Consider the following 26,481-nt stretch of genomic DNA (forward strand, 5'->3'; position numbering starts at 1 on the left):
GACTACCGGCCCTCGAAGACGGGGCGCTTCTTGTTGAGGAAGGCGAAGGTCGCGTTCCGGTGGTCGGCGGTCTTGGCGCAGGCATCCTGGAGGTCGGCCTCCATGGCCAGGGCGTCGGACAGGGAACTGTTCGCGGCGAACCCCAGGGCGCGCTTGGTGGCCGCGTAGGCGCTGGTCGGGCCCTGTGCCAGCCGTACGGCCAGGGCACGGGCCTCGGCGGCCAGCTCGTCGGCGGGGACGACCTTGGAGACGAGTCCGAGCTCCAGGGCGCGGGCCGCGTCGCAGGGCTCGCCGAGCAGCAGGAGTTCGGCCGCGCGGGCCGGGCCGACCAGCCGCTGGAGCGTCCAGGAGGCGCCGGAGTCCGGCGCCAGGCCGATGCCGGCGAAGGCCATCATGAATTTCGCCCTGTCGGCGGCGATCCGCAGGTCGCAGGCGAAGGCCAGGGAGGCGCCCGCGCCCGCGGCGACGCCGTTCACCGCCGCGATGACCGGCTTGCCCATCTCGGTGACCGTACGGATGATCGGGTTGTAGTGCGTGCGCACGGTGTCGTTCAGGCCGGCGCCGGCCTCCAGGGCGGCGGCGTGCTCGTTCAGGTCCTGGCCCACGCAGAACGCCCGGCCCGCCCCCGTCAGCAGCACCGCGCGTACGGCGTAGGCCTGCGAGGCCCTGGTCAGCGCCTCAAGCAGTTCGACCTTCATCCGCACCGTCAGCGAGTTCATCGCCTCCGGCCGGTCCAGGACGATGGTGGCGACGGCGTCGTCGACGGAGTAGAGAACGTCGTTCAACGGAAGCTCCTTCTACGGCTCGGTGAGGTGACGGTCGACGAACGCGGCGGCGGCGGGGAGCAGGCGGGCGGCCTCCTGCTCGAAGTAGGCTCTGGCCCTCTCCCCCGGCCAGTCCGGCGGTAGCAGTTCGGCGGGGAGCCCGGGATCGCGGAACAGGAAGTTGCGCCAGCCGTGCAGCAACCTGCTCCGGATGGCGAACACCTGGTCGTCGGCGGCGTCACCGGGCAGCCCTCCGATCAGGTCCACCGTCTGGGCCAGCCAGTCCTCGTAGGCCGAGGCGATGCCGTCCAGGTCCCAGGTTCTGGCGACCAGCGCCCGGGCGTCGCCGTCGAACACCGCGTCGAACCGGTCGGCGCGGATGTTCTCGCCGGCGAGGATCGCGCCCAGTTCGGGAGAGGCCCGCAGGCCTATCCAGGTCGTCTCCGACAGCGGGGCGTATCCGAGGAAGGCGAGGTCGGCCTTGAGCCGTTCCCGCCGGGACCGCTCCCGCACCGGCTCGACCACGAGCATATGCCACCGGCCCGTCCAGATGATCGTCCCGGCTCGGTAAATTCTCAGAGCCGTCTCGTCGAGACGGCGGACGCACTTGGGGGTGACCTCGTATCCCGGTCCCCGGGGGAGCCGGACAGGGGCCAGCCAGCCCTGGCGTACCATCCGCGAGACAGCGGTGCGGACGGCGGGAGCCGCGATGTCCAACGGCGCGAGCAGGTGGACGAGTGCGGCCACGGACGCGCGACCGCCTCGGGAGCGTAGATGGTCCCCATACAGATCGAAGAGAGCGGCACGGGCGTTCACGAGGACAAGTTTGGTCGTCTGAAGGGTGTTGGACAACGGTCTTGATTGCCCGATGAGTCGATGCTGAGGCTGATCGTTCCCATTCTGAGCGCGGAGACGGGATAATAGGACATCACAGAAGACGTGAATGCGTCGGCCACCCTCGGGTCAGTCGGAGATCCGGAGCCCGAAGCAGGAAGGGATACACGCATGGCGGCTATGAAGCCGAGGACCGGTGATGGTCCGCTGGAGGTCGTCAAGGAAGGCAGGGGAATCGTCATGCGGGTACCCCTGGAGGGTGGCGGCCGGCTCGTCGTCGAACTCTCGGCGGACGAGGCAAGCGCCCTCGGTGAGGAATTGAAGAAGGTCGTCGTCTGACCCCGATCTGATATCCAGCGGTGCAGCCGGGCCTCGTCTGATCGTGTTGAAGAACATGACGACCGCTGCGGCCGCTGCGACCGCGACCGACGAACACGGCCCTGGCCGCTGGACCGCCTGACAGCGGCTCGCGCCAGGGCCGCGCTTGTTCTCCCCGGATGATGACTGGAGTTCTCATGCCTCTATCTCCATATCTGCTCCTGCCCCGCGCGTCCTACGGGCAGGGCCTGTCCGCTGTGACGCCCGCGCGGGCCGATGCCGAGCCGGCCTCTCCGGACCGTGCGGGGGCCACGGCGGCACCCGCCACCCAGGACGCCCAACTGCTCGCGGTCCCCTTCGGGGCCGACCTCGCCCCCGAGATCGACCTGCCGCTGCCCGCCGCCGGGCTGCTGGCCCACTACGCGGCCACGGGCGCGGCAGGGGAGGTCGTCGAGGTTCCCGTGGCGAACGGCGACACCGTCGGCCGGGTGCTGCTCTACGGGGTCGGAGACGGTTCGGCCACGGACCTGCGCAAGGCCGGCGCGGCGGTGGCCAGGCGGGGCAAGGACAAGGACGCGATCAGGGTCGTGTTGCCCGAGGGGCCGGTGGCCGCGTTCGTGGAGGGCGCGCTGCTGGCCACCTACACCTTCCGGGTCGGCGTGGCGAAGTCCACACCGACGGTGATCGAGTTCGTCGGCGACGGTGCCGAGACCGAGGCCGAGGTCGCCAGGGGAGACGTGGTCGCCAGGGCCGTCGCGCTGGCCAGGGATCTGGCCAACATGCCCTCCTCGGTGAAGACCCCCGCCTGGCTCGCCGAGCGCGCCGCCGAGCAGGGTGTCACCGCGAAGGTGTGGGACGAGGAACAGCTGCGGTCCGGGAAGTTCGGCGGCATCCTGGCCGTCGGCCAGGGGTCGGTGAGCCCGCCGCGGCTGATCCAGCTCTCCTACGAGCCCGAGGGCGCGACCAGGCACGTCGTCCTGGTCGGCAAGGGCATCACCTACGACACCGGCGGTCTGTCGCTCAAGCGGGGCGACAGCATGAAGTTCATGAAGACCGACATGGCCGGCGGCGCGGTCGTCATCGCGGTCCTGGGCGCGCTGGCGTCCCTCGGCGTACGGGTCCGGGTCACCGGCCTGATCGCCGCCGCGGAGAACTCCTTCTCCGGTATGGCCCAGCGTCCCTCCGATGTGATCACCCAGTACGGCGGCCGGACCGTCGAGGTCCTCAACACCGACGCCGAAGGCCGTCTGGTGATGGCCGACGCGCTGGCCTACGCCGACGCCGAGCTGGACCCGGACGTCATGGTCGACATCGCCACGCTGACCGGGGCGATCAGCATCGCCCTCGGCAAGGACCTCGGCGCCGTCTTCGCCTCCGACGACGATCTGGCCGCGGAGCTGGCCGAGGCGGCCGAGAGCACCGGGGAGAGGATCTGGCGGATGCCGCTGATCGACGACTACACCCCGGCGCTCGACTCCACCGTGGCCGACCTGGCCAACATCGAGGCCGGCTCGACCTACGGGGCCGGTTCCATCACCGCCGCGCTGTTCCTGCGTGAGTTCACCGGCAAGCGGCCGTGGGCCCATCTGGACATCGCCGGCGTCGGCCGCAGCAGCGCGGACGAGGGCATCTTCAGCAAGGGCGCCACCGGTTACGGCGTGCGCCTGCTGCTCGAATGGCTCTCTAGCCGGTGAGTTTGATGGCGGCCAGGATGCCGTCGCCCAGGGGCATCATCAGCGGGCGGAGCCGTTCGTCGGAACGGACCAGCTTGCCCAGCTCCCGCATGGCGACGGTGTCCGGGTCGCGCTGCGCCGGGTCGGCGACCCGGTTGTGCCACAGGGCGTTGTCGAAGACCACGATGCCACCGGGGCGTAGCAGGCGGACGGCCTCGGCCAGATAGTCGCCGTACTCCTGCGTGGACCCGTCACAGAAGACCAGGTCGTAACCGCCGTCGGACAGGCGGGGCAGGACGTCCAGGGCGCGGCCGGTGATCAGCCTGGTCCGGCCTCCGGAGAAACCCGCCTGGGCGAAGCTCTGCCGTGCCAGGCGCTGGTGCTCCGGTTCCACGTCCACGCTGGTCAGCGTGCCATCCTGGCGCATGCCGCGGAGCAGCCACAGTCCTGACACTCCGCAGCCGGTGCCGATCTCCACAACCGCACGGGCGCTGATGGCCGTGGCGAGGAAGCAGAGGGCGGCGCCGGCGCCGGGCAGGATCGGGGGCGCTCCCACCTCCGCACCGTGCTGACGCGCGGTGAGCAGAATCTCGTCCTCCGTGTGGAATTCCTCGGCATAGGCCAGAGTGGCCTCCAACGGACTTGTCGGCGTCTCTGCCATCGGCCTCTCCTCCCGCTTTCTCCGTACACAGTCATATAGGCACTGGGTCGCAGCCTAAGGGAGGCAGGCCCGATCGGGAACTCATGTCGCGCCCGGTGCGTTGCACGGTTTAAGCGGCCTTTGCCGGTCCTGAAGACAGTGAACGCGCACGAAGGGACGAAACCAGGCACTATGGCGATAGCGGTGGTCCCGGAGAGAGGAGTGCTGGTGGAGGAGTCCGACCACCAGGTAGAAGCTCCCATGCCTGACTGGACGCCTCCCACCTGGGAGGAGGTGGTCAGGAATCACTCGGCGCGTGTTTACCGGCTCGCCTATCGGCTGACCGGCAACGTGCACGATGCCGAGGACCTCACGCAGGAGGTCTTCGTCCGGGTCTTCAGGTCCCTGTCGAACTACACGCCCGGCACGTTCGAGGGCTGGCTGCATCGCATCACCACCAACCTGTTCCTCGACATGGCGCGGCGCAAGCAGCGCATCAGGTTCGAGGGGCTCGCCGACGACGCCGCCGAGCGGCTACGCGGACGTGAGCCGTCTCCCGCCCAGGTGTACGACGACACCCACCTTGAGCCGGACATCCAGGCGGCGCTCGACGCGCTCGCGCCGGAGTTCCGCGCGGCGGTCGTGCTGTGTGACATCGAGGGGCTGTCCTACGAGGAGATCGCCGCCACGCTGGGCGTGAAGCTCGGTACGGTCCGCAGCCGCATCCATCGCGGCCGGGCTCAGCTGCGTGACGCGCTGGAGCACCGGGCGCCGCGTGGCGACCAATTCCCCCCGACCATCACCCGCGGGGAGGGAATCGCATGAGAAACCACAGTCATGACGAATGTCACGACGCGCCGTCTGGCAAGGAGTGGGCATGAGTCATCTCGGAGAGCGCGTTTCCGCACTGGTCGACGGTGAGCTGAACCACCACGAGCGCGACCGTGCCCTGTCCCATCTGGCTTTCTGCGCCGGCTGCCGGGCCGAGGTCGACGCCATGCGTGCGTTGAAGAACCGCCTGCGATCGCTGGACGGCCCCGTGATGCCCGCCGACCTGACGATGTCGTTGCTGCGGATGGCCGAGCCAGGCGGCCCGCTGCCGCCGCGTGAGCGGCCCTTTCCGGCCTCGCGGACGTTCGGAGGGGTGCCGATCCCGAGCATGCACAGCGTCGCGCCACTGGACAACCGGCCCCGCGGGCGTGCCGGAGGGCCCCGCCGGGCCAGGAAGGCGGGCTACGTCGCGGTGAGCGTCGCCTCAGCGGCCGTGGCGATCGGCACCCTTTTCGTCGCGGGCGGTTCCGACCCCGGCCCGCGTGTCGTGCCGCCGGTCGACATGTTCGCCAACCAGCACAGGAACACCGCGCCTTACGGAGGGTCGGCGACGCCGACTTCCTTCCCCACTCCGTGATCCGGCTGCCCGTCACCGTCCTTCTTGTCGCTGTCATGCTGCTGGGGCTGGTGGTGGGCAGTCCGGCGTCCGCCGGCCCGGCGCACGCCGGGCCGCCGGACGAGTCCGAGAGCGAGGACACCGGCCTGCACCTGTTGCGCGAGGCGGCGGTCGCGGGCCGTACCCGCGGATACTCCGGCACGCAGTACGTCACCGCCTGGGGCCGTTCCGGCTCCGTCTCCTCGGTGCTGGAGGTCCGTAATGTCCCCGGTGAGGGGCTGACCGTGCGCGCCCAGCCGTCGGGTCAGGTCCAGCTGGTGGATCCCGGCAGTCCCGCCGGCGGCATGTCCGCCCCGTCCGAGATGATGCTCACGGTGCTCGCCCGCAACTACCGGGTCGTGGCCGCGGGTGAGGGGAGTGCCTGCGGCCGGCCGGCCCGTCTGGTGGACGTCGTGCGCCCGGACGGCACCGTCGCCGCCCGTTACTGGCTCGACGAGGCCGGGGGGCCGGTGCTCCGCCGCGAGATCCTCGACGGTCAGGGCAAGGTCGTCCACGCCGGTGCCTTCGTCGATCTGGCCCTCGATCCGGCGCGGGAGGCCTCCGCCCACGTGCCGGACCCCGGTGGGTCCGACCTGGGTGAGATGCCCGGGCTGCGTGCCCTGGGCTGGCGTTTTCCCGAGACGCTGCCCGGCCGCCTTGAGCTGTTCGCCGTGCACGCCACATCTCCTGGATACTTGTATCTGGGATATTCGGATGGCCTCTCAGTCGTGTCCCTTTTCATTCAGTCTGGTGTGCTTGATGAGGAGCGGCTCCGTGGTTGGCATGCTCGGCGGCTTAACGGGCATACGATCTGGATTCGGGACTCAGCCGAGCAGGAGACGATCTGGGCGAGTGGAGGTCATGTCTACACCGTCTTCGCGGACGCTCCGGCCGACATGGTCGACGCCGCCGTCGCGGTTCTGCCGCACGAGCCCGCGCCCAATCTGTGGACACGGCTCGGCCGAGGGGCGAGTCGCCTTCTGGCCTGGGCCGGCTTCTTCAGGTAAGGCGCGCTTTACATCTCTCGTATCCCGCGCAGAGGAAGATTGCCGGGGCATCCCAGTGAGCGGCCTCGCACGAGGCAGGGAGTGGTGAATTTTCGATGACCGACGAGATCCGTACCCACGAGGCGCAGGGCGCGCAGGGGCGTACGCCGTCGGATTTCACCGACGACGGAGGCCATGTCCCGCCCCCCTCCCGCCCGGACTTCCTGCCCGCCGACGAGGCGGCACCCTTCCCCGGTGAGCAGCCCCGGAACGACGGCTGGAGCCAGCTCGGCGAGCAGCCGGGTCAGGGGCGGTGGAGCCAGGCCGGGAACCAGAACGACACCGGGCAGCCCGGCGGGAGCGGCTGGGGCGATCCGTCGGGCAGGGTGCGGCAGGACACGGTGGTCTTCGGTCCGCCGGCCGGTCCGCCGCCTCCGCCCTCCCAGGCGTTCGGCATGGGCACCGGCTGGGCACCCCCTCCCCGGGGCTTCCCGGGAATGGCCGTTCCCGCTCCGCGCGGGCCGCATACCAGAACGCTGGTCCTCCTCGCGGTGATAATCGCGCTGCTGGCCTCGACGCTGGGGAGCGTCGGCACCTACCTGCTCACCCGCCCGCCTGTCTCCGGCCACGATGCCTCCTTCGCGCTGGGGAACCCGCCCAGTGGCTCCAACTCCCGGCCTCCGGACTCGATAGCGGGAGTGGCCGCCAAGGTCCTGCCCAGCGTGGTGTCGCTGGCCGTCGAGGGCGGTGCCAGCGCGGCCACCGGCTCCGGCTTCCTGATCAAGGGAGGCTACGTGGTGACCAACAACCACGTGGTCGCCGCCGCTGCGCCGGGCGGTGAGATCAAGGTCCAGTTCAGTAACCGCAAGTCCACCGCGGCCCGGATCGTCGGCCGTGACCCCGAGTCCGACCTCGCGGTGGTCAAGCCCGACGAGACCTTCGGCGCCCCGGAGATCAGCCTCGGCAACTCCGACAACGTGGTCGTGGGCGACCCGGTCGTCGCCATCGGCTCCCCGCTCGGCCTCGTCGGCACCGTCACCTCCGGCATCGTCAGCTCGCTGAACCGCCCGGTTCAGGCGGGTGAGGAGAACAGCTCCGACACCACCTGGCTCAGCGCCATCCAGACCGACGCCGCCATCAACCCCGGCAACTCCGGCGGCCCGCTGGTCAACGTCGCCGGTGAGGTCATCGGGGTCAACTCGGCGATCGCCACGCTCGGCAGGTCGGTCGGCGTCCAGAGCGGCAGCATCGGTCTCGGCTTCGCCATCCCGGTGAACCACGTACGCCGGATCGCCGAGGAACTGGTCACCACCGGGGTCGCCAAGAAGTCGCGGATCGGCGTCACCATCGACCAGACCTACCAGGGCGCCGGGGTCCGCATCGACAGCGAGGTCAAGCAGGGCACCCGCCCGGTCGAGCCGGGCGGCCCCGCCGACAAGGCGGGTCTGAAGCCCGGCGACGTCATCCTGGAGATCAACGGGACGGTGGTGCAGGACAGCACCGAACTGATCGCGCTGATCCGGAACAAGGCTCCGGGCGAGAAGCTGACGATCAAGTTCCAGCGGGGTGGCCAGGAGCAGACGGCCACCGTGACCGTGGGCGCCGCGCCCACGCAGCCCACGCCCAGGCCCTCCTGACCCGCGATGTGCGGGCGCATGCTTGGGGTTGAGGGCATTAGTCTGGAAGCTCTCCGGGTGTACGCCCGGGGAGCCGCCCTAGCGTTGTCCCGGTAGGAGATCACCGTGTTCGGACTCGGCTGGCTGGAGGTCGTGGCGCTGGTGGTCATCGCCCTGCTCGTCTTCGGTCCGGAGAAACTTCCCCAGGCCGCCGCTCAGGCGGGCAAGACACTGCGGAACCTCCGCCAGATGGCCAACAACGCCAAGAATGACCTGCAGGCCGGCCTGGGCCCCGAGTTCTCCGACTTCGACCCGGCCGACCTCAACCCGAAGAACTTCGTCCGCAAGCACCTCACCGGTCCACTGGAGGACGACTGGAACCGCGACTCGGCGGACCCTCCGGTCCATGTCGACTCCTACGCGGCTGAGGCGGCCGGTGAGCTCGGATACGGCGAGATCCCGCCCTATGACCCCGAAGCCACCTGACCCCCGCGAGACTCCGCCACAGGGCCCGGAAGGGGCCTGAACGCTGTATGACGACAGGCGCCCTCCGTGGAGGAGGGCGCCTGTCGTCCGTTGTCCCAGAAGACGGGGACCTAGCGGCCCCTGGTGGGGGAGATGCCGAGCTGCATGCCCCTGAGGCTGCCCGACTTCTTGCTCAGACCTGCGGCGATACGGCTCAGCTCGGCGGCGGCCGGGGCGTCGGGGTCGGTGAGCACGAGGGGCTTGCCCTCGTCGCCGCCCTCGCGCAGCCGCGTGTCGATCGGCACCTGGCCGAGGAGCGGCACCCGGGCGCCGAGGGTGCGGGTGAGCGCGTCGGCCACGGTCTGGCCGCCGCCCTCACCGAAGACGGAGATCCGCTCGTCGCAGTGCGGGCAGGGCAGCCAGGACATGTTCTCGATGACGCCCGCGATCTGCTGGTGGGTCTGCACGGCGATCGACCCGGCGCGCTCGGCCACCTCGGCGGCGGCCTGCTGCGGGGTGGTCACCACGAGGATCTCCGCCGACGGCATCCGCTGCGCCACCGAGATCGCGATGTCACCGGTGCCGGGAGGCAGGTCCATCAGCAGGACGTCGAGGTCGCCCCAGTAGACGTCGGCGAGGAACTGGTGCAGCGCGCGGTCCAGCATCGGGCCGCGCCACACGACCGGGGTGTTGCCCTCCGGCTTGAACATGCCGACCGAGATGACCTTGATGTCATGCGCCACCGGCGGCATGATCATGTCCTCGACCTTGGTGGGGCGCTCGGAGACGCCGAGCATGCGGGGGATGCTGTGGCCGTAGATGTCGGCGTCCACGACGCCGACCTTGAGGCCGCCCACGGCCATCGCGGCGGCCAGGTTGACGGTGACGGAGGACTTGCCCACGCCACCCTTGCCGGACGCGACCGCGAAGACGCGGGTCAGCGAGCCGGCCTGGGCGAAGGGGATCTCCTTCTCGGGGCCCTTGGCGCCGCGCAGCTTGGTCTGCAGCGCCTTGCGCTGCTCGGTGCTCATCACGTCCATCTCGACCTGGACACCGCTGACTCCGTCGATCTTGGAGACCGCGGTGGTGATGTCACGGGTGATGGTGTCCTTCATGGGACAGCCCGACACCGTGAGGAAGATCCCGACGCGGACCATCCCGTCGGGGGAGATGTCGACGCTCTTGACCATGTCGAGCTCGGTGATCGGCCGACGGATCTCAGGGTCGTTGACGGTCGACAGAGCGGCCGTCACCAGTTCCGGTGTGGGTGCCATCGAAGTGTCGGCACCTGCACCGTCACCCTGAGGCGACGGGAGGATGCCGTCCCTCCTTGTCTATGTGTCCAGGCGTTCTACGGGCAGGGCTCGTCCGTCGCAGCGCCCCTGTGGCTGAGCGAGAAGCCGCTCCCCACGGGAGAGCGGAGGAGTCACGGCCCCATGGTAAGAACCCGGGGATCCCGCGAGGAATTCCGGAACCTCGCTGTCGGAGCAGAGTCCGGACAATTCGCTGTGTAGATGCGCGTGCAACGTTCTAAGGCTACCTGAACGCGGGCCTTCACCCCCGGCAGGCAGGATGCCGCCGAGCGGGGCGGACGGAGGTTCGCGCGGCAGCCGCTGGAAGTAGGTGGCCTGCCTGGATCACCGCTTCAAGGCACTCTCACATTTCGGACGCCCTCTTGCTCCGGTCCGCCCTATCATGACAGCATCAAAACGCTTAAACGGTAATTACAGGGGGGTGTTCTATGAGGCGCGCCGGTCTGCTGATCGCGTTCGCGTCGTCCTGGTGTTTCGCCTTCTCCGGGCCGATGGCCAAGTATCTGGACACCGCAGGGCTGGCCCCGCTGGAGGCGGTCTGGGTGCGGATGGCGGGCGCCGGGTTGCTGCTCATCGGCGTTCTCGCGGCCGTCAGGCCCCGGGCCCTGCGCATCCCGCGCGCACGGCTGCCATTCTTCCTGGCCTACGCGGTGGTCGCGGTAGCCGGGGTGCAGGCACTGTACTTCGCGGCGATCACCCGGCTGCCGGTGGGCGTCACCCTGCTGATCGAATTCACCTCGCCGGTGCTGGTCGTGCTCTGGGTGCGGTTCGTCCGCCGGGTACGGCTGCCGCGCGCGGCCTTCGTCGGCGCCGTGGTCGCGGTGATCGGGCTCGGCATCGTGGTCGAGGTCTGGGCGGGCATGGCCCTGGACCCGGTGGGGCTGCTGCTCGCCTTCGGCGCGGCGGCGTGTTGCGCCGGATACTTCCTGCTCAGTGACGGTTTCGGGGACGACGTCGATCCACTCGGCCTGATCGCCTGGGGTCTGCTGGGCGCGGCCGCGGTGCTCGTCCCGTTCTCCCAGCCGTGGAACATCCCGTGGACGGCGTTCACCCGGACCGTGGCGCCCGGTGGTGGTCTCGCGCTGCCGGCGCTGGTGGCCGTGATCTGGATGATCGTGGTCGCCACGGTCCTCGCCTACATCCTCGGCGTCACCGCGGTCCGCCGCCTGTCGGCCGCGATCGGCTCCACGGTGGCCTCGCTGGAGGTCATCGCCGGTGCGGTGGTCGCCTGGGTCCTGGTGGGGGAGGCCCTCGGGCCTTTCCAGATCGCGGGTGGCCTCATCGTCCTGTCCGGCGCCTACCTGGCTCAGCGGGCCACGGCCGGACTGCCGCCCGCCGCGGTGGCGGAGGTCAGAGAGCCGGTCCCCGTGGCGTGAGCCGTACCACCTGCGAGTGGGCGGCCCAGCGCTCCGTCAGGCCCGCGCCGTCGACGGCGTTGAGCCGCTCCTTGGCGAGCGCGGCCACCGCCTCGGCGGCCTCCGTCTGGTCCACCACCTCGACGGAGGCCTCGAAGGTGATCAGCCGTGCGCCGTTGTCCTTGCTCCGGAGCGTCACCTGGACCTGGCCGGAGCCGGCGAGGCCGGGCAGCGACTGCTCGCCGCCGCCGGTGACCACGTAGATCGCACCGTCGTGCCACGCGTGCCAGGCCAGCCGGGGCCGGTCCAGTGACAGCCACAGGATCCCCGACTTCTTGGCACCCTCTTCGATCACACCCATGAGACGAATGTACGGCCTGCGTCCTCATATGCCGGAGGGCGCAGGCCGTACACGGTGCCGGGGTCAGCGGCGGGTGAGCTTCCACGCCGCCGGCAGCAGTCCGGCCGCGACCGCGATCTTGAGAGCGTCGCCGATCAGGAACTTGCCCGCGCCCTCGACGAGGGCGGTGCCCAGGTCCAGGCCGGTCACGGCGATCAGGACCGGCAGGCCGAACGCGTAGATGACCAGGTTGCCGAAGACCATCGTGCCGACCGTGCGCAGGACGGTACGGTCACCACCGTGCTCGGCGAGCTTGCCGACCAGGGCGGCGGCCGCGATGAAGCCGAGGATGTAGCCGAAGGTGGCGCCGCCGAAGCCCGAGGCGCCGCCGGCGAACCACGGCACGCCCGCGATGCCGACGAGCGTGTAGAGGACCATGCTCAGCGCCGCGCGGTTCATCCCGAGCGCCGCGCCCACCAGCACGACCGCGAAGGTCTGGCCGGTGACCGGGACGGGCCACATGGGGAAGGTGAGCTGCGCGGACAGGCCCGTCAGGGCGGCGCCGCCGAGCACGAGCGCGATGTCGCGGACGCGGGAACCCGGGATGAGGTCGGACAGTACGGCGGGCCGGGCCACCGAGGATGCGTTTACCATCGTGAATGTCTCCTTACCAATGCTTGATACCCATTGTTCGGATACGCCGGCCAGGAGCCGTACGAGATCGGCGCCAAGAACATGTCCCCCTCTTTGTATGGGCGCCATAGACGGACCCGGCCTGCCGTGGGGGGCCGGACCGGCCGATAGCGTGTGGCCATGCGCTCGCGACGTTCGTGCCTGGCGGTGCCCGGCAGCAACCCCCGCTTCCTGGAGAAGGCCCAGGGACTGCCCGCCGACGAGGTCTTCCTCGACCTGGAGGACTCCGTCGCCCCGCTCGCCAAGGAGGGGGCGCGCAAGAACATCGTGGCCGCCCTGCGCGAGGGCGACTGGTCGGGCAGGACGAGGGTCGTGCGGGTCAACGACCTGAGCACGCAGTGGACCTACCGGGACGTCATCGAGGTCGTGGAGGGCGCGGGGGAGTTCCTCGACTGCCTGATGCTGCCCAAGGTGGAGGACCCGGTGCAGGTGGTCTGGCTCGACACACTGCTCACCCAGATCGAGAAGGCCAACGGCCTCCCGGTCGGCAGGATCGGCATCGAGGCTCAGATCGAGAACGCCCGGGGCCTGGTCAACGTGGATGCCATCGGCGGCTCGTCCCGGCGGCTGGAGACGCTGGTCTTCGGCCCGGCCGACTTCATGGCCTCGATCAACATGCGGACCCTGGTGGTCGGCGAGCAGCCTCCCGGCTACACCGAGGGCGACGCCTACCACTACATCCTGATGCGGATTCTGATGGCCGCCCGCATGCACGGCCTGCAGGCCATCGACGGCCCGTACCTGGCGATCAAGGATCTGGACGGCTACCGCCGGGTGGCCGGGCGGGCCGCGGCGCTCGGTTTCGACGGCAAGTGGGTGCTCCACCCGAGCCAGGTGGAGGCCGCCAACGAGGTGTTCTCGCCCTCCCAGGAGGACTACGACCACGCTGAGCTGATCCTCGACGCGTATGAGTACTACACGACGGTCGAGCGGCGCGGTGCGGTCATGCTCGGCGACGAGATGATCGATGAGGCGTCCAGGAAGATGGCGCTGGTGGTGGCGGCCAAGGGCCGGGCGGCCGGTCTCGGGCGCACCTCCGCCTTCACCCCGCCCACGGCGTGACGCCGGTCGCGGCGGAGAACCACGGCGCCGAGGTCCGCCGGAGCCCGGTTCCGGCTGGCCAGCAATTTCGGAATTATGGGAGAAAACATTGATAATTCCGGCGCTGCATCGATAAATCTGACTAGAGAGGTCTCGTCATCGAGGTCCCGACGTGTTGCTCTGGACTGTGGGAGACCGGGCCTCGGTCACCCCTCCGCCGGAGGTGATCGTTTCAACGGAACGGGGTAGGAGTAGGGTCGCGTGCGATTTGCCGCTCCCGTAGGGGGTTGCGACAGAGTGTCACGGAGCTGACTGGAACGATCCGGGGTGGTGACCCCGGGCGCAGACGGGCTTCCTACAGGAGGTGCTGAGCGTGGCCCCGGGCCCTCACGACCCGCGCTCGCGAGAGTGGCCGGCGGACAACGACGGTGTCCGTGGCGGCGCGGCATCCGCAGCCGGGCCCCAGGAGACTCAGGAGTCTCCGCCCACGATCCAGCATTTCCCGCCCGGACCCTCCGACGACAGCCCCCGCGGGCTCCCGCTGGCCTCCCCGTGGATGCTCCCCCCGTTCGCCTCGCCCACCCCGGACGAGAGCGACCCTCCGCAGGCCCGTCCCGAGGGACTGGGCGGCGAACGGCGCCGCCACCACAGCCGGCCCTACGCCTCCTCCCCCGACGACCCGGGCGCCCCTTCTCCCGCGCGCGGACGGCCCCCCGAGGCCGGAGACGGAAGCGCCGGGTCCGAACATTCACCCCGTCGGCGGATGGCGGACCGGCCGGACCTGCTGGTCGCCTCCGGGCCGCCGCGCGAGCCCGGGGAGGAGCGGCGCCCTGGCCTTCCCGATGACTCCGGGCCGCCGCACGAGCCCGGAGACGAGACCGGGGCCGGACCCCGGATTCCCGCGACGCCGGAGTCCACGCCCGAGCCTGCCGCACCGGTTCAGGACGACTTCGAGCCGGTGCGCCGGGTGGGACGCCCTCCCGGGGGCCGGCCCGCCCGCCCGGACCTGCTGGTCGCTCAGGGGCCGCCCGGCAGGCGGGGGCCGAACGGCGGGCGGCACCACCGCGCGGCCCCCGCACCCTCCGCCGCGCGCCGCTCCAGCCCGACCAGGCGCGGGCGGGGCCGTGGCCTGGTCATCCCGTTCCTGATGGTCCTGGTCCTGGCCGTCGCGGTCGGCGGCGGACTGGTGCTGTGGGAGTGGGTGAGCGGGCCGTTCACCACCGGCCTCCGGCTGGTCGGCGGCGAGGTGCGCTCCGGGGACGCGAACTTCGCGCCGCCGGCCGGCGCCGACGGTGACGGATCGAGCCAGGTGCTCAACGCCGTTGCCTCGGCGGGCTCCACCATGGTCGCGGTCGGCAGCGACACCACCAGCCCCGTCCCCCGGCCGCTGTTCCTGTTCTCCCCGGACGGGGGCGGGACCTGGCAGCTGGGCAAGGTGACAGGACCGGCGGGCTACGAGGCGGGACCGACCACCGTGGGCCTGGTGGCGGGCGGCGACGGACGCTGGCTGGCCGCGGGCAACGACACCCTCGGCACCGGACACGGCCTGTGGGCGAGTGCCGACGGCTACAGCTGGGAGGCGGTGGATCCCGGCGCGCTGGAGGCGTTCTCGGCCGGAGACAAGATCATGGACCTGGCCAGGACCTCCTCGGGGTTCGTGGCCGTGGGGACGAGCGTGCTTCCGGACGGTAGCGCCGGTGCCGTCGCCTGGATCTCACCCGATGGGCGGGCCTGGAACCGGTTGAGCAGCGGGGAGATCGATCCGCCGGACAAGGTCCGGGGCCTCAAGGCGGTCATCGCCAGGGGCGACGCCGTGGTGGCGCTGGGCGACTCGGTCCGGAGCGGCTCCTCCTCGGTGGTCCTGCGCTCGGCCGATGGAGGGAAGACCTGGCTGCGGACCAGTACGGCGCTGGCCGGCGTCATCCCCCAGCCGGGTGCGCTGGCCGTGGCGGCCGACGGGTTCGTGCTCGTCCCGACCCAGCAGCGCAGCGACAAGGGCGAGGTCGCCGTCTACTGCTCGTCCCAGGGCGACGACTGGAGCCGGTGCGGCACCATCGGTGGCCTGGCCCCCGACGGATCGGGTGTCAGGCGCCTGGCCTCCTCCTCGGACGGAGTGGCCGCCGTCACCGAGTCGGGCTTCGAGCGCTACTCCGTCTACACCAGTAAGGACGGCCACGGTTGGAGCAGGACCACCGACCTCGGGCAGGTGCCAGGCTCGCTCCGGGCGCTCGCGGTCTCGGACGGGGGGACGCTCGTCGTCGGCGGCGACGAACGCGCCGCCGACGTGGACAACCGCCTGGTCCTCATCACCGCGCCCAAGGGGGGACAGGCGCGTCCGGTCCCCCTGGGCGGGATCGACGGGCTCACCAGGGCCGCCCGCGAGACGGCCAGGGTGGCCGCCGGGGACGGCATGTTCGTCGCTGTGGGCGCGGCGTCCGGCGACGCGGCGATCTGGACCAGCGCGGACGGCCAGAGCTGGAAGGCCAGTGGTCCGGCCCGTGTCCTCGGCGGTCCGTGGCGGCAGTCGCTCGGCGACGTCGCGCAGGGCCGGCGAGGCTGGCTGGCCGTGGGCAGCGTCATGCCCAACGCCTCCTCCACGTCGCCCCTGCTCGTCACCTCGGACGATGGGACGAACTGGCGCAAAGTGCCCATTGGGGGCCAGCTCGCTCCGGCCGCCGAGCATTACTTCCTCGCCCCCCACGCGGTCGCCGCGGGTCCCTCCGGCTATGTCCTGGCCGGTGAGGACCGCGGCCCGGCCGGGACCGTCCCGGTCCTGTGGTTCTCGTCCGACCTTAAGCACTACACCAGGGCGGCGAAGCTTCCCGCCGGCGGCGGGGTGCGGCTGTACGACGTCTCGGTCACCTCGTCCGGCTACGTGGCCGTCGGCGGTACCGGTGGTCCGGCACACGAGACCGGCGTGGTCTGGGTCTCGGCCGACGGGGTCGAATGGACCGCGCGGAAGCCGGTCCTGCCCCCGGGGGCGACGTCGGCCGGACTGCGGCATGTGGTCCTGCACGGCGGGCACATCGTCGCGGCCGGCACCGCACAGACCGGAGACGGGCTCCGGGCCTTCGGCGCGGTGTCGGCGGACAACGGCTCGACCTGGGAGTTCTCCTGGTTCCCCGCGGACGGCGCGGCTGCCGTCCAGGATCTGGCCGCGACCACGGAGGGCGTGGTGGCGGTCGGCTGGCAGGGACTCCCCGGCGAGGGCGACAGCGTGGCCTGGACCTCCGAGGACGGCCGGGCCTGGCAGCCCCACACCCCCACCCAGGGCAGCCTGGGCGGCGACGGCGCCCAATGGCTCGGCGCGGTCGCGGTCTCCGGCGGTCAGGTGGTGGCCCTGGGCAGGTCCACCACCTACAACGCCGACCATCTCACGCTGTGGCGCTCGACTCTGACCACGGCTCGATGACCGCCCATTCGACGAGGGCGTCCAGCAGCCCGGCGGTGAGCGGGAGCCGTGCGATCTCGTCGCCGGTGAACCACCGGGCGTCGGCGGCGTCGTCTCCGGCGGAGAGCGTGCCGCCGGAGACCTCGGCCAGGTAGTCGCGGATCTCGTAGACGACACCGCCTGGGCCGGGACGCTCGACGGTGCCGGCCAGACGGTCCGCCGTGACCGTCAGGCCGGTCTCCTCCAGCACCTCGCGGGCCACCGCTCCGGCGTCCGGCTCACCCGGCTCGACCCGGCCGCCGGGGAGCGACCAGAGACCCTCGCCGGGCGGGTGGCCACGGCGGACGAGGAGTAACCGGCCGGAGCCGTCACGGACAATCGCTCCCACACAATTTACGCGCACATTGGTAAGATTACGGCTCGATAACGCAGTGTGCCCTTGACGGACCGGCCGATGACGAAGCACCGTAGGTAGGCGTGAGAGCCGCGCCTATCTGCCCGCGGTGTTTCGGCCCGCTCCGCCCGCCGAGCGCTTGGTCAAGCGCCTGGCGATGTGGTCCGCACGGTGACGTCCTGCCACTGCAGCCGCCGATACGCCCCTCCGTCACCGCCGTGGAAGCGATCAGCCGCGACGCCCTTGTCCCCGTCTGGTTGCCGTGGCCCCTGCCCCAGGGCTGGCTGGTCACCGGGCTGGCCGAGGCGGGTGACGAGCGCAGCGGCATCAGGGCCACCGTGGTCGCGGTCTCCGGTCCCTCGCTGACCCACGGGCCGGCCGACATGCTGATCATCGCCGAGGAGCCCGGTGTGGGCCTGGGAGCGGGGTTCGCCGGGCTGGAGGGCACCGACCCGGGCGCCGGGTTCGACGAGGGTCCGTCACACGCCAAGATCCACGCCAGAGGCCATCCGGCCGCGCTGTGGTGCGTCGACGCCGCTCCGGACCGGGCGGTCTACCTGGGCGAGGCCCTGGGCAACTGGCTGTGGGTGGTCGTCTGGCCCGCCGAGGCGGGCTACCTGATCACCCTGAACGAGCTCTCCCTGCGTGACCTGCGGGATCAGGACCAGGCTCTCGACCTGCCCTTCGGCGCGTTCTCCCCGCGCCTGGGCGGCGAGGAGATCTGAGGCGCCGGTAGGCCGTGTCAGGCAATGAAAGGTGAATAGTCGGGCGAATAGGGAGAATAGGAGGGCTATCCGTTACCCACGCCCGAGCCGCGGGGTGGAGCGAGGCAGTAAAGTTCGGAAGCGTGACAGCGCGTATCGAACGAGTGGTGACCGAGGGCCTCGTCGACGTCGACGGTGCCGAGCACAAGGTCGAGAACAACACCTGGATCGTGGGTGACGATGAGGAGGTCATCGTCATCGACCCCGCGCGGGACGCGGAGAAGATCCTGGAGAAGGTCGGCGAGCGGGAGGTGCTGGCCGTCATCTGCACCCATGGTCTGCCCGACCACGTGGGCGCGGCCATCGAGGTGGCGGCGCGGGACGAGGCCGTGGTCGCCCTCAACCCCAAGGACCGGCCACTGTGGCGGCTGACCTGGCCGGACACCTGGCCGGACATCGACATGGAGGACGAGGGAATGTTCGGCGTCGCCGACGTCGAGCTGGAGGTCATGTCCACCCCCGGCGTCTCCCAGGGCGGCGTCTCGCTGTACTGCGAGGCACTTGACGCGGTCTTCACCGGCAAGTCCCTGCAGGCCGACGGGCCCGGCAAGCTCGGCGGGGACTATCCCGCGCTGGCCGACCAGCTCACCGCGATCGGCGGCAGGCTGTTCACCCTGCGCCACAGCACCCGCGTGCTGCCCGCGCACGGTGAGGAGACCACCATCGGCGCCCTGGAGCCGCAGTTCGACGCATGGCTGTCCGGCTCGCTGACCCGCGGCGAGGTGACCGAGAAGACCGAGATCCCGCTGAGCGACGGGACGCGGGCGGCCAAGATCAACCTGAAACTCCTCGACGAGTAGTCCTCCGTGGACCAGCTTCCCTTTGAGGGGATGCCGCGGCGGCTGTACTCCTGTACGCCGTCGCGGCTGAACACCTGGCTGGAATGCCCCCGGCGTCACCGGTTCACCTACCTGGACCGGCCGTCGCCGCAGAAGGGGCCGCCCTGGGCGCACAACAGCGTCGGGGCCAGCGTGCACAACGCCCTGGCCGGCTGGTGGCGCGAGCCCTACGCGCGGCGGACACCGGCGACGGCGGCCATCCTGGTCACCAGCGGGTGGATCAACGAGGGGTTCCGCGACGCCGAGCAGTCGGCTGCCTGGCGTGACCGGGCCTGCGAGATGGCCGCCGGATACGTCGCCGGGCTCGACCCCTCCGACGAGCCGGTCGGCGTCGAGCGGACCGTGGCCACCAAGACCTCCGTCATCGCCGTCTCCGGCCGTGTCGACCGGCTCGACCGGCGGGGTGAGGAACTGGTCGTGGTCGACTACAAGACCGGCCGCCGGCCCCTCACCGCGGACGACGCCCGCTCCTCGCTCGCGCTGGCCGTCTACGCCATCGCCTCCTCCCGGATGCTGCACCGCCCGTGTCACCGGGTCGAGCTCCACCATCTGCCGACCGGTTCGATCGCGGAGTGGGAGCACACCGACGAGTCCCTGGGCCGGCATCTGAACCGGGCCGAGGAGATCGCGACCGAGGCCTCCGAGGCAGAAGGCCGCTACCGGGCCTGGTCCGGTACGGCACGCGGCAGGAGGGCGGACCGCACCCCGCCGGAGGTCCCCCGGGACATCGATGCGCTCTTCCCGCCCAGGACCGGCCCGCTCTGCTCCTGGTGCGACTTCCGCAGGCACTGCCCGGAAGGCCAGGCCGCCTCGGACGATCGCCGGCCCTGGGACGGTCTCGCCGACTGACGGTGAGGATGGAGGTGAGCGCCTCCCGGCGGGATCCGGTCCACCGGCCGGCAGCGAGGCTCAGCGGCCGGGGCGCGTGCCTTGGATGAGGCACGCCCTCTCCGGTCTGGAGGCCCTCAGCCCGGCGACCGTGTCTCCGCCGCGTTCCAGAACCGGGTGAGCGCGGCCGCCGTCGTCTCCGGGGCCTCCACCGCGGGGGAGTGGCAGGCGCCGGGGACGACCACACATTCGGCGTTCAGCTGATCGGCCATCTCGGACTGCGTCCGCGGTGGCCAGCCGTCGTCGTGCTCGCCGTACAGGACCAGGGTGGGGACCTCGATCTGGGTGAGCTCGTCGCAGCGGTCCGGCGCGGAGAGCACTTCCCGGGTCATCGCGACCATGCCGGTCGGGGAGTTGGCGAGCAGCCGCTTGCGCAGGAACGCGATGATGTCGTCCGGCACCCCCGCGGCCAGGGCCTCCGGTTCCATCCGGGTGTGCCACAGGTGGTCCGGGCCGGACTCGGGAAGCTCCGCGAGCATGATCCGGCACGCGCGCTCGCGTACGCCGACGATCGCGGCGGGACCCGAGCTCATCAGCGTGTAGGAGGCGAACTTGGTGCGGCCGTCGATGACCGCCTCCCGGGTGACCAGGCCGCCGAAGGAGTGTCCGACCAGGTGGAGGGGCTCACCTCCGCCGATCGTCTGCGCGAGGACGTCGATGTCGTTGCCGAGCGCCGCGCAGGTGTAGGCGCGGGGGTCCTCAGGACCGTCCGTCTCGAACTGCCCGCGCATGTCGACCGCGATGACCCGGCGCCCCGACTGGGCGAGCGTCTGCAGGACCGCGATGAAGTCCTCCTTGCTGCCCGTGAGTCCGGGGACCAGCAGGGCGGGCCAGCGTTCCGGGACGCCGCTGACCGGCAGGGCCTCCAGCACGGCGAAGGAGCCCACCGTCGTGTCGACCTGACGGGATCGGACGCCAGGAGGCATGGTCAGAAATCGCGGCGTACTCACGTGGCCCCACGATACCTCTCTTGGTGACATGGCTCTGTGCGTCTCATGACATGGGAAAGGGGCGCCACCGGCATGGTCGCGCCCCTTTTCCGTTGGTACTGCTAGATCGGGCGGCGTGCGCCCCGCTGCTGGCCCCTGCTCGGCGGGCGACGGCGGCTCTGAGCCCGCTCCGAGGCCGCCGAGGGGGCGATCTCGTCGTCGTCCGTCGCCAGGTCCGGCGACTGGAAGATCACCGCGAACGGGCTCGCCGGGATGATCTTCTCTGGCTGCGGCCGGGGGGCGGGTTCGGTCACGGGCTCGTCGTTCCAGCGGTCCACGGCCTCGTCCTCCCACTGCGCGATCTCGGTCACCGGCTCGTGCCTGTGGTGCGGCAGCTCGTCCTGCTCCACCACGGGCTCCTTGCGGGCCGGAGCTCCGGCCCCCTCGGCGAGGCTCACCTCGGGGTTGAGGCCGGCCTTGCGGGTCCTGCTCCGGCGGGGCGTGGTCTCGGCGGGCCGGTCGTCATGGGACGTCACGTCCACCCCCACCTCGGCGATCGGGCTCTGGACGACCTCGGTCTCGACCGCGTCCGACTGGCCCCCGCGGGTGCGGCGGCGCTCCCGGGTGCGGGCGGGGCGCTCACGGCGCTCCTCCCGCTCCTCCTCGCGTCCCCTGCGGGGACCGCGGGAGCGGGCCCGGCCGGTCTCGCCGAGGTCCTCGACCTCTTCGGCCGCCAGGCCCGCCCGGGACCGGTTGGCGCGCGGCAGCACGCCCTTGGTGCCCGCGGGGATGCCCAGGTCGCTGAAGACGTGCGGGGAGGTCGAGTAGGTCTCGACCGGCTCGGCGAAGTCGAGCGACAGCGCGTTGTTGATGACCTTCCAGCGGGTGAGGTCCTCCCACTCCACGAAGGTCACTGCGACGCCGGTCTTGCCTGCCCGGCCGGTGCGGCCGATCCGGTGCACGTAGGCTTTCTCGTCCTGCGGGCAGTCGTAGTTGACCACGTGCGTGACGTCGTCGACGTCGATACCGCGCGCCGCGACGTCGGTCGCGACCAGGACGTCGATCTTGCCGTTGCGGAAGGCCCGCAGAGCCTGCTCGCGCTGGCCCTGACCCAGGTCCCCGTGGACGGCCGCGGCGGCGAAGCCGCGCTCCTTGAGCTGTTCGACGACCATGTCGCAGGCACGCTTGGTCTCACAGAAGATCATCGTGAGCCCGCGCCCCTCGCACTGGAGCAGGCGGCCCACGATCTCGATCTTGTCCATCCGGTGCGCCCGCCAGACGAACTGGGTCGTCTGCGGCGTCGCCTCGGCCTCGGCGTCGTTGTTCTCGGCCCGTACGTGGGTGGGACGGGTGAGGTAGCGACGGGACAGGGCGACGATCTCGCCCGGCAGAGTCGCCGAGAACAGCATCGTCTGCCGCTCATCCGGGATGAGCTTGATGATGCGCTCGATGTCGGGCAGGAAGCCCAGGTCGAGCATGCGGTCGGCCTCATCGAGGACGAGCACGCCGATCTGGCCGAGGTCGAGGTGCTTCTGCTTGACCAGGTCGAGGAGGCGCCCCGGGGTGCCGACGATCACGTCGACCCCCTGCTTGAGCGCCTCGATCTGAGGTTCGTAGGCGCGCCCGCCGTACACGGTGAGAATCCGCGAGCCGAGCTTGCCGGCGGCCGTCACCAGATCTTCGGTGACCTGTACGGCCAGCTCGCGGGTCGGTACGACGACCAGCCCGCGGGGCTTCTTACGGTTCTTCCTGGGCTTTCCGACACGCTGCAGCATCGCCACGCCGAAGGCGTAGGTCTTGCCGGTGCCGGTGCGCGCCTGGCCGATGATGTCCTGGCCGTTGAGGGCCAGGGGGAGTGCCATTTCCTGAATCGGGAACGGCTCGATGATGCCCTCGGTCTCGAGGGCGTCGGCGATCTCCGGTGTTACTCCGAGGTCTCGGAACGTCGTCAGCTTGGCCTGCCTAAATCTCCGTTGAAGGCAGTCCTGCCGGGACCACGGGCAGAAAGTTTCCCCGTGCCGGGTCCTCGCGGAAGGGCCAGCCCTCTCATGTCATCAGCGACCGCTGCGGCGTCACGCCGACTTCGGGGGCGTCCAGGAGCAGATCTCCCGGATTAACACAGTGCGGTCGCACTTTCTCAGAGCAGTGTACTCGATACCACAACGCGGAACCGATTTCTTGATATTCCTGCTCAATTGCCGGGCGAGTCGACTCGTAAGATGCCTTCATGAACCAGCTCGTAGGCTGCCCGCATGAGTGACTCTCCCGCCGGCGTCGCCGACCTGCTCGGTGTCCTTGCCTACGCCGAGCTGACCGCCTTCCTGCGCCTTGCCGAAGACGCCACCCGGCATGCCCCGTCACTGGGCGACAGGGCGGCGCTCGGCGACCTGGCCGCCACCGAATACGCCCACTTCCGGCTGCTCCACGACCGGCTCACCTCACTCGGGGTGGACCCGGAGGAGGCGATGGCTCCGTTCGTCGGGCCGCTGGACGGCTGGCACACCCAGACCACGCCGGGAGACTGGCTGGAGGTCCTGGTCAAGGCATACGTCGGCACCGGGATCGCGCTCGACTTCTACCGTGAGGCGGCCGCCCGCGTGGACGCCGAGACGCGGCGGCTCGTCGAAGAGGTGCTCGCGGACGAGGGACGGTCGCAGTTCGCCGTGGAACGGGTGAGCGCGGCCCTCAAGGAGGACCCCGCGCAGGGCGGGCGGCTGGCGCTGTGGGCCAGACGGATGGTGGGGGAGGCACTGAGCCAGGGCCAGCACGTGGCTGCGGCCCGGCCCGAACTCGCGAGGCTCCTGGCGGAGGCGGCGGGAGAGGACATCACCCGGATGTTCGCCCGGCTGACCGAGGCGCACGGCAGGCGGATGGCCGCGATGGGACTGACCCCGAAGCCCTGAGGGGCCTGGCTTGCTCCCCGGTGGCGCGCGCCTTGGAGGGACGCCGGGAGGATACGGGTCTCCGGATCGAGCAGCGTGAAGGTACCCAACGGTTGTAGCGTGCGAGACATGAGGGCCTCGCGCCGCTACGGCAGTTCCTTGACGAGATGTGGGCCGAACCCCTGGAGCTCGCGCGCTGTGTTGCGCAGGGGCGGAGCGGACTGTCCGGCCATCAGCCTGGGGCGGCATCGCGTTCACCGGGCCCGCCGCCCGCACGGCTGCGGGCTGGGCGGCCGGGACGGGTGCTCCGGCGGCTGAGCCGTGCCGGCCCGCGCCATGGCCGACGGGGGAACGCCGACCCGGCGCGAGCCGTACGGGATGTTTCTAGAGGGTGCCGCCGAAGCCGACGGCCCGGGCCTCCTCCTCGCCGATCTCGACGAAACCGAGTGACGAGAGGGGGACGAGGACCCTGCGGCCCTTGATGTCGGTGATGCCGAAGACGCCGTGGTCCATGGCGGCCGCCTTGTTGAGCTCCTCCTCGACCTGTTCGGCCGAGAGGTCGGTCTCCACCACGAGCTCACGGTGCACGGAACGCACGCCGATTTTGATTTCCATAGTGCTCCCTTTCGACGAGGGCTGCTCGTCCCATGGTCGCGCTATCGGGCGCGCGACGCGCCGGTTGATCGCGTCAAGCGAACAGGCGTGTCACGGAAGCAGGGGCGTCAGTGGTCGGCGGTCGTGCGGGGGAAGCCCGAGATACCGCGCCAGGACAGCCGGGCTATGAGCTGGGTGGCGGCGTCCTTGGGAATGGAGCCGTTGCTGCTGATCCAGTAGCGGGCGCTGACCTCGGCCATGCCGACCAGGCCGACGCCCAGCAGACGGGCCTCGTCGCTTGAGCAGCCGGTGTCCTCCTGGATGACCTGGCTGATCATCTCGGCGCTCTCGCGGAGATTGCGCTCGATCCGCTGGCGGACCGGTGCGACGTTGCGCAGGTCGGACTCGAAGACCAGGCGGAACGCCTCACCCTGACCGGAGACGAAGTCGAAGAAGGCGCCGATCGCGGCCTGGACACGCTGCTTGTTGTCCGTGGTGGAGGCGAGGGCGTCACGGCAGCGGGCGATCATGTCGTCCACGTGCAGGTCGAGCAGGGCGATGTAGAGCTCCTGCTTGCCGGGGAAGTGCTGGTAGAGCACCGGCTTGCTCACCCCGGCACGTTCGGCGATGTCGTCCATCGCCGCCGCGTGGTAACCGTTCTCCACGAAGACTTCCTGCGCCGCGCTGAGCAGCTGACGGCGACGGGCGATCCGGGGCAGCCGGGTGCCCCGGGGCTTGGCGTCCGGGGTAGCGGTCACGGCGTTCTCCTCGCGGGTACTTCTGCTGTCGTAAATCATCCTACGCGCGGGTAACCCAGGTCAGCGATATGCGTGATCCGGCTCAGCGGTAGTCGTCCTCGTCGATCTCCACCGTACGGCTCTGCTCGGCGGTGTCCGCGGGATCGGCCTCAAGCGGAATGTGGTCGGGCCATTCCGGGCCCTCCTCCTCCACCGGACGGTGCTGTTCGGCCGCGTCGGCCTCCGGTGTCTCGGCCGAGGTCTCCTCGGGCTGGTCGGGAATGTTCTCGCGCACCGGGCGGTGCTGTTCGGCCGCGTCGGCCTCGGTCGTCTCGATCCCGATCTCCTCGGGGAGGGCGTCTCCGTGCTCTCCGTCGTGCAGGTTGTCGTCGCGCACATCCATCTCTGACATCCGCTCTGCTTCGTTCTCCTGCGAACACCGGACATCGCCAAGCGTACGGCGTCCGATCCCGCCTGCTGAGAAAGGCATGGCATCGGATCTGCCATGACGGGTACCTGCCCTGTTGGTGAGGGTTTGTATCCGGCTTGACATGATTTCCGAACATACGTGCGAAAATTGAGGGGAAGCTCCAGGACAGGGAGACGACATGCGGAGCATCTGGAGAGGCACGGTCTCGTTCGGGATGATCACGATCCCGGTCAGGCTGTTCAGTGCGACGGAGCGCCGCGACGTCGCCTTCCACCTTGTGCACAGGGAGGACGCCGGCCGGATCAGATTCCGCCGGGTCTGCCAGGTGTGCGGGGACGAGGTCCCGTTCGCCGACGTGGCCAAGGGCTACGGACTCCCGGCCGGCGACCTGGTCGTGCTCGCCGACGACGACTTCGAGGACCTGCCGCTGTCCACCTCGCGCAGGATCGAGGTGCTCCAGTTCACTCCGGCGGACCAGATCGATCCGATCATGCTCGACAAGGCCTACTACCTTGAGCCGGACGCCGTCGGGGTCAAGCCGTACGTGCTGCTCCGTGACACGCTGGAGCGGTCCGGCCTGGTGGCGATCGTCAAGGTGGCGCTGCGGCAGCGTGAGTCGCTCGGGACGCTCCGGGTCAGGGACGGGGTGTTCCTGCTGGAGACCATGCTCTGGCCGGACGAGGTGCGTCCGGTGGACTTCGCGTTTCTGGAGGAGGGCGTCGACGTCCGGCCCCAGGAAGTGAGGATGGCGGAGTCGCTGATCGAGATGATGGTCGCGGACTTCGACCCCTCGGCGTACAGGGACGCCTACCGGGAGGCGCTCCACGAGGTCATCGAGGCGAAGATCACCGGTAGGGAGGTCGTCCGCGCCGAGGCTCCGGTCCAGGAGGGGCCGCCGGCCGATCTGATGGCCGCGCTGCGTGCCAGTGTCGAGGCGGCCAAGAAAGGGAGCGGCGGAAGAACGCCGGCCGGGGAGAAGGCGCCGGCCGAGTCCGTGGATGATCAGGGTGCCGAGGAGAAGACGGTTTCCCGCAGAGGAAAATCGCGCGGTCCGGCATGAGCGCCGGTCGGAGGGGCCGGTTTCCCATGGAATGAGGGCTCCACGCTTCGAGAAGCCGTGGAGCCCTCACCCGTAATGCGGTTGGTAACCGATGTCACCTTGACTGAGA

26 protein-coding genes and 1 pseudogene are annotated in these 26,481 nt (G+C 70.5%); 15 read left to right on the plus strand and 12 right to left on the minus strand.

Going from position 1 to position 26,481, the window contains the following annotated elements; all coding sequences use genetic code 11:
- Nucleotides 1–2: 2 nt before the first annotated feature.
- Together ACIN94_RS04830 and ACIN94_RS04835 are read right to left on the minus strand one after the other, a co-directional pair.
- Complete coding sequence (locus tag ACIN94_RS04830) at nucleotides 3–785, minus strand: enoyl-CoA hydratase-related protein (RefSeq protein WP_400699723.1); 783 nt, start codon at nucleotides 783–785, stop codon at nucleotides 3–5.
- Between the two features lie 12 nt (nucleotides 786–797).
- Nucleotides 798–1,580 (minus strand): PaaX family transcriptional regulator C-terminal domain-containing protein, encoded by a 783-nt coding sequence (locus ACIN94_RS04835; protein ID WP_400699725.1) that lies wholly within the window; start codon nucleotides 1,578–1,580, stop codon nucleotides 798–800.
- Nucleotides 1,581–1,769: 189 nt separating this feature from the next.
- Between ACIN94_RS04835 and ACIN94_RS04840 the strand changes: the two genes are divergently transcribed.
- Both ACIN94_RS04840 and ACIN94_RS04845 read left to right on the plus strand, forming a co-directional pair.
- A complete protein-coding gene (locus ACIN94_RS04840; protein ID WP_012894793.1) occupies nucleotides 1,770–1,937 on the plus strand; it encodes a DUF3117 domain-containing protein in 168 nt (55 codons plus the stop codon).
- A 176-nt stretch (nucleotides 1,938–2,113) separates the two neighbouring features.
- Entirely contained in the window at nucleotides 2,114–3,610 is a 1,497-nt protein-coding gene (locus ACIN94_RS04845; RefSeq protein ID WP_400699728.1) for a leucyl aminopeptidase, read from the plus strand.
- Here the strand turns inward: ACIN94_RS04845 and ACIN94_RS04850 are convergent.
- A complete protein-coding gene (locus tag ACIN94_RS04850; protein WP_400699730.1) occupies nucleotides 3,600–4,250 on the minus strand; it encodes an O-methyltransferase in 651 nt (216 codons plus the stop codon). The genes ACIN94_RS04845 and ACIN94_RS04850 overlap by 11 nt on opposite strands.
- Nucleotides 4,251–4,421: 171 nt before the next feature.
- Between ACIN94_RS04850 and sigE the strand changes: the two genes are divergently transcribed.
- The 5 genes from sigE to ACIN94_RS04875 all read left to right on the plus strand — a co-directional run bounded on the left by sigE (nucleotide 4,422) and on the right by ACIN94_RS04875 (nucleotide 8,743).
- Entirely contained in the window at nucleotides 4,422–5,054 is a 633-nt protein-coding gene (gene sigE / locus ACIN94_RS04855; protein ID WP_400699733.1) for an RNA polymerase sigma factor SigE, read from the plus strand.
- Nucleotides 5,055–5,106: 52 nt separating this feature from the next.
- Nucleotides 5,107–5,637: an anti-sigma factor family protein gene (locus tag ACIN94_RS04860; protein WP_400699736.1), complete on the plus strand. Its 531-nt coding sequence runs from the start codon at nucleotides 5,107–5,109 to the stop codon at nucleotides 5,635–5,637.
- Nucleotides 5,638–5,672: 35 nt separating this feature from the next.
- Entirely contained in the window at nucleotides 5,673–6,662 is a 990-nt protein-coding gene (locus tag ACIN94_RS04865) for a sigma-E factor regulatory protein RseB domain-containing protein (protein WP_400699738.1), read from the plus strand.
- Nucleotides 6,663–6,757: 95 nt separating this feature from the next.
- Nucleotides 6,758–8,278 (plus strand): S1C family serine protease, encoded by a 1,521-nt coding sequence (locus ACIN94_RS04870; RefSeq protein WP_400699740.1) that lies wholly within the window; start codon nucleotides 6,758–6,760, stop codon nucleotides 8,276–8,278.
- Between the two features lie 105 nt (nucleotides 8,279–8,383).
- Nucleotides 8,384–8,743 (plus strand): sec-independent translocase, encoded by a 360-nt coding sequence (locus ACIN94_RS04875; RefSeq protein ID WP_400699742.1) that lies wholly within the window; start codon nucleotides 8,384–8,386, stop codon nucleotides 8,741–8,743.
- A 110-nt stretch (nucleotides 8,744–8,853) separates the two neighbouring features.
- Here the strand turns inward: ACIN94_RS04875 and ACIN94_RS04880 are convergent, their stop codons facing one another.
- Nucleotides 8,854–9,996, minus strand: coding sequence for an Mrp/NBP35 family ATP-binding protein (locus ACIN94_RS04880; protein ID WP_400699744.1), 1,143 nt, complete (start codon nucleotides 9,994–9,996; stop codon nucleotides 8,854–8,856).
- Nucleotides 9,997–10,463: 467 nt separating this feature from the next.
- Here ACIN94_RS04880 and ACIN94_RS04885 point away from each other — a divergent pair, with 467 nt between their 5' ends.
- Nucleotides 10,464–11,411, plus strand: coding sequence for an EamA family transporter (locus ACIN94_RS04885; RefSeq protein WP_400699746.1), 948 nt, complete (start codon nucleotides 10,464–10,466; stop codon nucleotides 11,409–11,411).
- On the opposite strand, the gene ACIN94_RS04890 is transcribed toward ACIN94_RS04885, so the two are convergent.
- Both ACIN94_RS04890 and ACIN94_RS04895 read right to left on the minus strand, forming a co-directional pair.
- Nucleotides 11,386–11,751: a hypothetical protein gene (locus ACIN94_RS04890; protein WP_400699748.1), complete on the minus strand. Its 366-nt coding sequence runs from the start codon at nucleotides 11,749–11,751 to the stop codon at nucleotides 11,386–11,388. The two genes, ACIN94_RS04885 and ACIN94_RS04890, sit on opposite strands and share 26 nt — an antisense overlap.
- A 63-nt stretch (nucleotides 11,752–11,814) precedes the next feature.
- Entirely contained in the window at nucleotides 11,815–12,384 is a 570-nt protein-coding gene (locus ACIN94_RS04895; protein WP_400699750.1) for a biotin transporter BioY, read from the minus strand.
- 159 nt (nucleotides 12,385–12,543) lie between these two features.
- Between ACIN94_RS04895 and ACIN94_RS04900 the strand changes: the two genes are divergently transcribed.
- Both ACIN94_RS04900 and ACIN94_RS04905 read left to right on the plus strand, forming a co-directional pair.
- Nucleotides 12,544–13,485 carry an HpcH/HpaI aldolase/citrate lyase family protein gene (locus tag ACIN94_RS04900; RefSeq protein ID WP_400699753.1) on the plus strand — a complete coding sequence of 314 codons (942 nt, stop codon included), beginning with the start codon at nucleotides 12,544–12,546 and terminating at the stop codon, nucleotides 13,483–13,485.
- 352 nt (nucleotides 13,486–13,837) lie between these two features.
- A complete protein-coding gene (locus ACIN94_RS04905) occupies nucleotides 13,838–16,876 on the plus strand; it encodes a hypothetical protein (RefSeq protein ID WP_400699756.1) in 3,039 nt (1,012 codons plus the stop codon).
- Here the strand turns inward: ACIN94_RS04905 and ACIN94_RS04910 are convergent.
- Nucleotides 16,839–17,243 (minus strand): NUDIX hydrolase, encoded by a 405-nt coding sequence (locus tag ACIN94_RS04910; protein ID WP_400699759.1) that lies wholly within the window; start codon nucleotides 17,241–17,243, stop codon nucleotides 16,839–16,841. The two genes, ACIN94_RS04905 and ACIN94_RS04910, sit on opposite strands and share 38 nt — an antisense overlap.
- A gap of 89 nt (nucleotides 17,244–17,332) precedes the next feature.
- On the opposite strand from ACIN94_RS04910, the gene ACIN94_RS04915 reads away from it, so the two are divergent.
- From ACIN94_RS04915 to ACIN94_RS04925, 3 genes are all read left to right on the plus strand, one after another.
- Nucleotides 17,333–17,974 (plus strand): DUF6758 family protein, encoded by a 642-nt coding sequence (locus tag ACIN94_RS04915; RefSeq protein ID WP_400699761.1) that lies wholly within the window; start codon nucleotides 17,333–17,335, stop codon nucleotides 17,972–17,974.
- A 122-nt stretch (nucleotides 17,975–18,096) separates the two neighbouring features.
- Nucleotides 18,097–18,813 (plus strand): MBL fold metallo-hydrolase, encoded by a 717-nt coding sequence (locus ACIN94_RS04920; protein WP_400699764.1) that lies wholly within the window; start codon nucleotides 18,097–18,099, stop codon nucleotides 18,811–18,813.
- A 30-nt stretch (nucleotides 18,814–18,843) separates the two neighbouring features.
- Nucleotides 18,844–19,701, plus strand: coding sequence for a RecB family exonuclease (locus ACIN94_RS04925; RefSeq protein WP_400699766.1), 858 nt, complete (start codon nucleotides 18,844–18,846; stop codon nucleotides 19,699–19,701).
- 116 nt (nucleotides 19,702–19,817) lie between these two features.
- Here the strand turns inward: ACIN94_RS04925 and ACIN94_RS04930 are convergent, their stop codons facing one another.
- A complete protein-coding gene (locus tag ACIN94_RS04930; RefSeq protein ID WP_400699769.1) occupies nucleotides 19,818–20,690 on the minus strand; it encodes an alpha/beta fold hydrolase in 873 nt (290 codons plus the stop codon).
- A gap of 437 nt (nucleotides 20,691–21,127) precedes the next feature.
- Nucleotides 21,128–22,531, minus strand: a pseudogene (locus ACIN94_RS04935) (DEAD/DEAH box helicase); the annotation flags it as partial.
- Between the two features lie 390 nt (nucleotides 22,532–22,921).
- Here ACIN94_RS04935 and ACIN94_RS04940 point away from each other — a divergent pair.
- Entirely contained in the window at nucleotides 22,922–23,572 is a 651-nt protein-coding gene (locus ACIN94_RS04940; protein ID WP_400699772.1) for a ferritin-like fold-containing protein, read from the plus strand.
- A gap of 363 nt (nucleotides 23,573–23,935) precedes the next feature.
- Here ACIN94_RS04940 and ACIN94_RS04945 read toward each other — a convergent pair whose 3' ends face one another.
- The 3 genes from ACIN94_RS04945 to ACIN94_RS04955 form a co-directional block, all read right to left on the minus strand.
- Nucleotides 23,936–24,166 carry a DUF3107 domain-containing protein gene (locus ACIN94_RS04945; RefSeq protein WP_400699775.1) on the minus strand — a complete coding sequence of 77 codons (231 nt, stop codon included), beginning with the start codon at nucleotides 24,164–24,166 and terminating at the stop codon, nucleotides 23,936–23,938.
- Between the two features lie 107 nt (nucleotides 24,167–24,273).
- Nucleotides 24,274–24,903: a TetR/AcrR family transcriptional regulator gene (locus ACIN94_RS04950; protein ID WP_400699778.1), complete on the minus strand. Its 630-nt coding sequence runs from the start codon at nucleotides 24,901–24,903 to the stop codon at nucleotides 24,274–24,276.
- Between the two features lie 82 nt (nucleotides 24,904–24,985).
- On the minus strand, nucleotides 24,986–25,294 hold the full coding sequence (locus ACIN94_RS04955; protein ID WP_400699781.1) for a hypothetical protein: 309 nt from the start codon (nucleotides 25,292–25,294) through the stop codon (nucleotides 24,986–24,988).
- Nucleotides 25,295–25,490: 196 nt separating this feature from the next.
- Here ACIN94_RS04955 and ACIN94_RS04960 point away from each other — a divergent pair, with 196 nt between their 5' ends.
- The gene (locus ACIN94_RS04960) at nucleotides 25,491–26,372 is read left to right on the plus strand and encodes a Ku protein (RefSeq protein WP_400699784.1); all 882 of its coding nucleotides are present in this window, start codon (nucleotides 25,491–25,493) and stop codon (nucleotides 26,370–26,372) included.
- Nucleotides 26,373–26,481: the final 109 nt, after the last annotated feature.

It is taken from the genome of Streptosporangium sp. NPDC087985 (assembly GCF_044741965.1).
Lineage (GTDB): Bacteria > Actinomycetota > Actinomycetes > Streptosporangiales > Streptosporangiaceae > Streptosporangium.